This window comes from candidate division WOR-3 bacterium (assembly GCA_016926475.1).
Lineage (GTDB): Bacteria > SDB-A > SDB-A > SDB-A > SDB-A > JAFGIG01.
The window spans coordinates 1-5,904 of sequence record JAFGON010000042.1; the positions used below are offsets into that span (position 1 = coordinate 1).

General features: G+C 45.9%; 8 protein-coding genes and 1 pseudogene. All 9 read left to right on the forward strand.

From position 1 onward, the window contains the following. The 9 genes and pseudogenes from JXA84_04335 to queA all read left to right on the forward strand — a co-directional run bounded on the left by JXA84_04335 (window position 1) and on the right by queA (window position 5,795). The gene (locus JXA84_04335; GenBank protein MBN1150434.1) at window positions 1-462 is read left to right on the forward strand and encodes a septal ring lytic transglycosylase RlpA family protein; all 462 of its coding nucleotides are present in this window, start codon (window positions 1-3) and stop codon (window positions 460-462) included. Beyond that, window positions 459-1,139, forward strand: a pseudogene (gene pyrF / locus JXA84_04340) (orotidine-5'-phosphate decarboxylase). Before JXA84_04335 ends, pyrF begins: the two are co-directional and overlap by 4 nt. After that, window positions 1,136-1,738, forward strand: coding sequence for an orotate phosphoribosyltransferase (locus tag JXA84_04345; GenBank protein MBN1150435.1), 603 nt, complete (start codon window positions 1,136-1,138; stop codon window positions 1,736-1,738). Before pyrF ends, JXA84_04345 begins: the two are co-directional and overlap by 4 nt. Before the next feature lie 2 nt (window positions 1,739-1,740). Beyond that, entirely contained in the window at window positions 1,741-2,493 is a 753-nt protein-coding gene (locus tag JXA84_04350; protein MBN1150436.1) for a YebC/PmpR family DNA-binding transcriptional regulator, read from the forward strand. Next, entirely contained in the window at window positions 2,490-2,978 is a 489-nt protein-coding gene (gene ruvC, locus JXA84_04355) for a crossover junction endodeoxyribonuclease RuvC (protein ID MBN1150437.1), read from the forward strand. The genes JXA84_04350 and ruvC overlap by 4 nt, the downstream gene beginning before the upstream one ends. Next, on the forward strand, window positions 2,963-3,544 hold the full coding sequence (gene ruvA, locus JXA84_04360) for a Holliday junction branch migration protein RuvA (protein ID MBN1150438.1): 582 nt from the start codon (window positions 2,963-2,965) through the stop codon (window positions 3,542-3,544). The genes ruvC and ruvA overlap by 16 nt, the downstream gene beginning before the upstream one ends. Continuing rightward, complete coding sequence (gene ruvB / locus JXA84_04365) at window positions 3,541-4,563, forward strand: Holliday junction branch migration DNA helicase RuvB (protein MBN1150439.1); 1,023 nt, start codon at window positions 3,541-3,543, stop codon at window positions 4,561-4,563. Before ruvA ends, ruvB begins: the two co-directional genes overlap by 4 nt. Further along, window positions 4,553-4,759, forward strand: coding sequence for a hypothetical protein (locus JXA84_04370; protein MBN1150440.1), 207 nt, complete (start codon window positions 4,553-4,555; stop codon window positions 4,757-4,759). The genes ruvB and JXA84_04370 overlap by 11 nt, the downstream gene beginning before the upstream one ends. Beyond that, entirely contained in the window at window positions 4,755-5,795 is a 1,041-nt protein-coding gene (gene queA / locus JXA84_04375; protein MBN1150441.1) for a tRNA preQ1(34) S-adenosylmethionine ribosyltransferase-isomerase QueA, read from the forward strand. The genes JXA84_04370 and queA overlap by 5 nt, the downstream gene beginning before the upstream one ends. Window positions 5,796-5,904: the final 109 nt, after the last annotated feature.

Sequence of the window (5,904 nt, forward strand, 5' to 3'; positions counted from 1 at the left end):
ATGAAAAAAATTAGATTATTTTTGACAATTCTCACCTTATTTGTTTTCGCTGGCTGCGCCACTGTCATGTTCAACTCTTCTTCGACGCACTACGACCGCGGAACATCGCAGGATTGCGGGACAGAGGACAACTCGTCTGACAATCAAGACCAGTCGTCTGGAGAAACTCATGAGGACAACGCGACTACAGGTTACGCGACCTATTACGGCGAGGGTTTTCACGGCAAGAGAACTGCAAGCGGAGAGACTTTCAACATGTACGCACTGACCGCGGCTCACAGAACTCTGCCTTTCGGCACTCTCGTGAGGGTCACCAACATCGAAAACTTCAAGAGTATCGTCGTGAGAATCAACGACAGAGGTCCTGTCGACGAGAGCATAATCATAGACCTCAGCTACGAATCCGCTCGGAGAATAGACCTGCTTTCAAAGGGCATGGTCAAAATAGAAATTTTGAGATGATAGAGTTCGTTTTCCCTCTGGATTTTGACGACAGGGACAAAGCCAAGAAATGGGTTGACATCTTGGGGGATTCGGTGGACGTTTACAAAATTGGATTTCAGCTTTTCACAGGCGAGGGGCCTTCTTTCGTAAGGGAGCTCGTGGATTCCGGAAAAGAAATATTCCTCGATCTTAAACTTCACGATATACCTAACACCGTAAGAAAAGCAGCCCAAACAGCCGCCCGTTTAAAGGTCAAGTACTTGACGGTGCACGCTTCAGGAGGCAGATAAATGATAAAAGCCTGCTCGGAAGCTATCTCCGGATCCAGGACAAAACTTTTAGCTGTGACAATTCTTACGAGCATCGACCAAAATTCATACAGTGAATGTTATTGCGAAAAAGGAACAATCAGGGATAGAGCGCTTAAACTTTCCGACATAGCCAGAGAATCAGGCGCACACGGAATTGTTTGCTCGGTCGGCGAAGCCAGTGAATTGAGGGAAAGGCACGGACAGGATTTCTTGATCGTCACCCCGGGTATAAGAATGGGGAAAAGCTCTGACGACCAACGCCGAGTATACGGTCCGGATGACGCAAAAAAAGCTGGAGTGAACGCTATAGTTATGGGAAGGCCGGTGACCGAGGCTGACGACCCGAAAATTCTTGTCCAAAAAGTGAAGGAAATGCTGAAGTGAAAGATAAAATTTCAGATATGACAAACGAGCAAATTCTGCTCGAATTGGGAGTGATGAGAAACGGTCATTTTTTACTGACCTCGGGGAGGCATTCACCTTTTTATTTTGAAAAATTCAGGATACTCGAAAAACCTATTATGACTTCCGTCCTCTGCGGGAGAATAGCTGATATGATTAAATCCTCTGTGAACGAAAACATAGATCTCGTCTGTGGGCCGGCGACAGGTGGAATGATATTGGCATTTGAAGTCGCGAGAATATTGGGGTTTGGTTGTGTTTACCTGGAAAAGAAAGGTGAAGAATTCTGCCTTTTAAGGGGTATGAAAATCAGGGAAGGCGCGAGAATTGTAATAGTGGACGATGTTCTCACGACGGGGAAATCTCTCGGGGCTGCGCAAAAAACTGTAATTCAATCAGGAGGAATAGTCATATCCAAAGCCGTGATGATAGACAGAAGAACGGATAAGAATTCCGATACGTCAATAATAGCTCTTTATAGCGCGAAAGGAGAAGACTACACGCAGGAAGAATGCCCTCAGTGCGCGTTAAAAGTGCCTCTCATAAACCCAAAAACCGGCGAAGTGTTATTAAGGAGGTGACGATGTCAGGTCATTCAAAGTGGAGCACAATAAAGAGAAAAAAAGAGAAAATTGACGCCAAGAGAGGCAAAATTTTCACCAAACTCATAAAAGAAATAACCCTCGCCGCGAGAGAAGGAGGGGGTGACATAGACGGAAACGCGAGGCTGAGAAACGCGGTTCTCGCTGCAAAGAGCGCGAATATGCCTCAAGACAACATAGACAGAGCCATAAAAAAAGGGACGGGAGAAATGCCCGGCGTCGTCTATGAAGAGATCATGTATGAAGGCTATGGTCCTGAAGGCGTCGCTGTAATGGTCGAAGTCGCTACCGACAACAAGAACAGGACGACATCGGAACTAAAGCATATTTTCACGAAGTACGGAGGCAGCATAGGTTCCCCGAACTGCGTCGCCTGGATGTTCACAAGGAAAGGAATAATTGAAATCAATTCCGCGGGAATAGAAGAAGATAAAGCCATGGAAAGCGCCCTCGACGCCGGAGCCGAGGATTTTCAGCCTTCGGATAATTCTTTTTTTATATACACCGCGTTTGAAAATTTCAACTCGGTTCGAGAGAAACTTGAAAAATCGTTTAAAGTTGCTTCGGCAAAAATTGCATGGATTTCGGAAAATCCGGTAAAAATTGAGAACAGGGATAAAGCCTCAAAAGTTTTTAAATTCATGGACAGTCTTGAAGATCAGGACGACGTCCAGAACGTTCACGCGAATTTCGACATTCCCGATGATATATTGGCCGCGATAGAAGAACAGTGACCATTTTAGGTATAGATCCTGGGCTTTCCGTGACTGGATTCGGTGTTATCTGTTCAGAGGGCGAAATTCTAAAACTTGAAAACTGCGGTATGATCAGAACCTCGAAAAACCTTTCTCTTGGAGAGAGGTTGAATCAGATAAGAGGAAAACTTTCTGAGATACTTGTAAATTCAAAAATATCTGAAGCGGCTTGCGAGACGGTTTTTTTGTCGAAAAATTTCAGATCGTCCATGATTATGTCGCACGCGAGAGGAGTTGTGTTTGAATACCTGGCGGAAAACAGAGTGCCTGTTTTTGAATACAGCCCGAGAGAGATTAAAAAATCGCTGACCGGAAACGGAGACGCGAGCAAAGAACAGGTCTGTTACATGGTTAAAAGTATTTTGGGTGAAATCGACGAAACTGTTTTCGACATATTCGACGCTCTCGCGGTCGCTTTGACACATATAAACAAGAGGTCGATAAAAAATTGCTGGAATACCTGAAAGGAAAACTCGTAGAAAAAAAACCGGCGTTCGCCGTCGTAGATGTAAACGGCGTCGGCTACAAAATCATGACTTCGGTTACATCCTATGAAAACCTTCCAAACGAAGGTGAAGATGTTTTTCTGTGGACGAAAATTTGTTTTTCGGCATCCCAGGGAAGGGAGAACATTGAGATTTACGGGTTTTCTTCCGAGAGTGAAAGGGAACTGTTTTCTCTATTGACCAAAGTCAAGGGCATCGGACCCAAGATGGCTCTTTCCATGCTCTCCGCTTCGAGTCCCGAAAGGCTTACCGAGGCTATATCCTCAGAAGAAGTCGGATTTCTGGAGACTTTAAAGGGAGTGGGGAAAAAGACCGCAATGAGGCTTGTTCTGGAACTCAAAGATAAAATTCTTAGAGGAGGCTCGAAAACCTTCACGCTCTCCGCCGCGGAAGATGCTGTCAACGCGCTCGTGACACTCGGATACGCGAGAACCGCGGCTTACAAAGCAGTCGCTTCAGTGGTCAAGCAGGAACCGCAAATAGATGTCGAAGACCTGATAAGAAAGAGTTTGGCGAAGATATGAACGAGAACACAGACCCTTTGAAAAAAGAGACCGACAAGAAGACCGAAAACCTCATAAGGCCACAGTCTTTCAGGGATTTTCCCGGGCAGGAAGACACTAAAAGAAATCTTCAAGTGGCGATAGACGCCGCTAAAGCAAGAGGTGAAGCTCTTGAACACACGCTTTTTGTGGGGCCTCCGGGTCTTGGTAAGACTACTCTGGCAAATATAGTCTCAAAAGAGATGAAGGTGAAGTTTTTTTCGACATCCGGACCCGTCCTCGACAAAGCCGGAGACCTCGCCGGAATACTGACAAATCTCTCTTTCAAAGACATTCTCTTCATAGACGAAATACACCGGATGAACAGGATTGTCGAAGAATATCTATATTCGGCGATGGAAGATTTCGCTCTTGATATAGTAATAGATTCAGGACCTGCCGCCAGGACAATAAAGATCAATCTGAAACCCTTCACTTTGATTGGCGCTACAACGAGGACCGGACTTTTAACTCCTCCCCTCAGGGCGAGATTCGGCATGACCTACAGGCTTGACTATTACGACATTCCGGAGTTGACGGCGATAGTCCAGAGATCTTCTTCAATACTCGGCATCGAGATAGAGAGAAGAGCCGCCGAGGAAGTCGCTCGAAGGTCAAGGGGGACACCCCGTATTTCAAACAGACTTCTCAGAAGGGTGAGAGACTGGACTCAGGTCAGCGAAGAGACGGTTATAACGCTTGAGAGGGCGTGCCAGGCTCTTGACAACCACGGGATTGATTCTTTCGGGTTTGAAAAAATGGACAGGGACATAATTGAGATCATAGTAAAAAAATTTGAAGGCGGACCTGTGGGGTTATCAACTCTCGCGCTCGCTCTCGCTGAGAGCGAAGACACGATTGAAGAAGTCTACGAGCCTTATCTGATAAAAAAAGGAATGATAAAGAGAACCCCCAAAGGCAGGGTTGCCACATCCACCGCTTATTCCTACATCGGTGTAAGAGATGAAAGAAGGGAAAAGGGAATTTTCGATGAAGGATGAGACATTTGTTCTTGCTCAGTTTCCCAGCAAGCTCAATGCTTACAGGCTTATGAATTTCCTCAATTCCGAATTGATACCATCCTCGGTTGAAAATTCTGATAGCGACAGCCTTTTTTATTTGGTTCTCGTCGGCAAGAATGACAGAAACAGGGCAAAAAAGGCTTTTAAGAAATTTTCGAGAATTGGCCTACATTAAAAGCGAAGATTTCGACTACGAGCTCCCTCCGGAGAAAATAGCTCAATTTCCGGCCGAAAAGAGGGGTTTTTCCAAAATGCTCGTCATCTCGAGGACGGACGAAAACCTTTCGCTCGACTTGCAAGCTTCTGATCTGGTTTCTTTCCTGTCAAAAGGAGATGCGCTTGTCCTAAACAGCACCAAAGTAGTCTCGGCAAAGCTTTTCGGCAAACGAAAACAAACCGGTGGTAACGTAGAGATATTTTTGACGGAAAAAAAGCAGGAAAAAAACCTCTTTGAAGCTCTCGTCAAGCCATCAAGAAGAGTAAGGCCAGGAGAAACCGTAGTTCTGAACAATTCAGGGCAAACTATCCTAATCGAGAAAAGGGGGGAAGGGGCGCTGAGGACTGTGAGATTTGAAACAGACAGGGAAATGGATTGGAATGAAATTGACAAGATCGGCAAAACACCTCTGCCCCCATACATTAAAAGACCGGCGACTGAAGAAGACAGAAACAGATACCAGACCGTTTACGCGGGAACTCCCGGGGCTGTCGCCGCGCCTACAGCGGGGCTTCACATAACAAGGGAGATGATTGAAACATTGGAGAAAAAAGGCGTTGGGATAGTCAACATTCTTCTTCATGTGGGCTTTGGAACGTTCGCTCAACTTTCGGATGATGTCGAAAAACACAGGATGCATTCTGAATACTATGAATTGTCAGCGGAGGCTTCGATGAAAATAAACACGATTCGGAAAAAGGGGGGTAGGGTATTCGCTGTTGGGACTACTTCGGTCAGGGTCCTCGAATCATGCGCCGATTCCGAAGGTTTTGTCAGCTCCGCCCGGGGGTGGACTGACGTGTTCATATACCCGCCTTATAGATTCAAAACAGTGGACGGCCTTCTGACGAATTTTCATCTTCCCAGAACATCTCTGATTTGCCTTGTATCTGCTTTTGCCGGCAGAGAGCGAATTTTAAAGGCGTACAAAAAAGCGCTTGAAAGCGGTTACATGTTCGCATCATACGGCGACGCCATGTTGATTTTGCCCTGATAGTGCTTGACATAGATAAAAAAAAAGATAAAATGAAAACTTGCACTGCTCGGTAGCTCAATTGGCAGAGCGGGTGGCTGTTAACCACTAGGTCGTGGGTTCGAGTCCC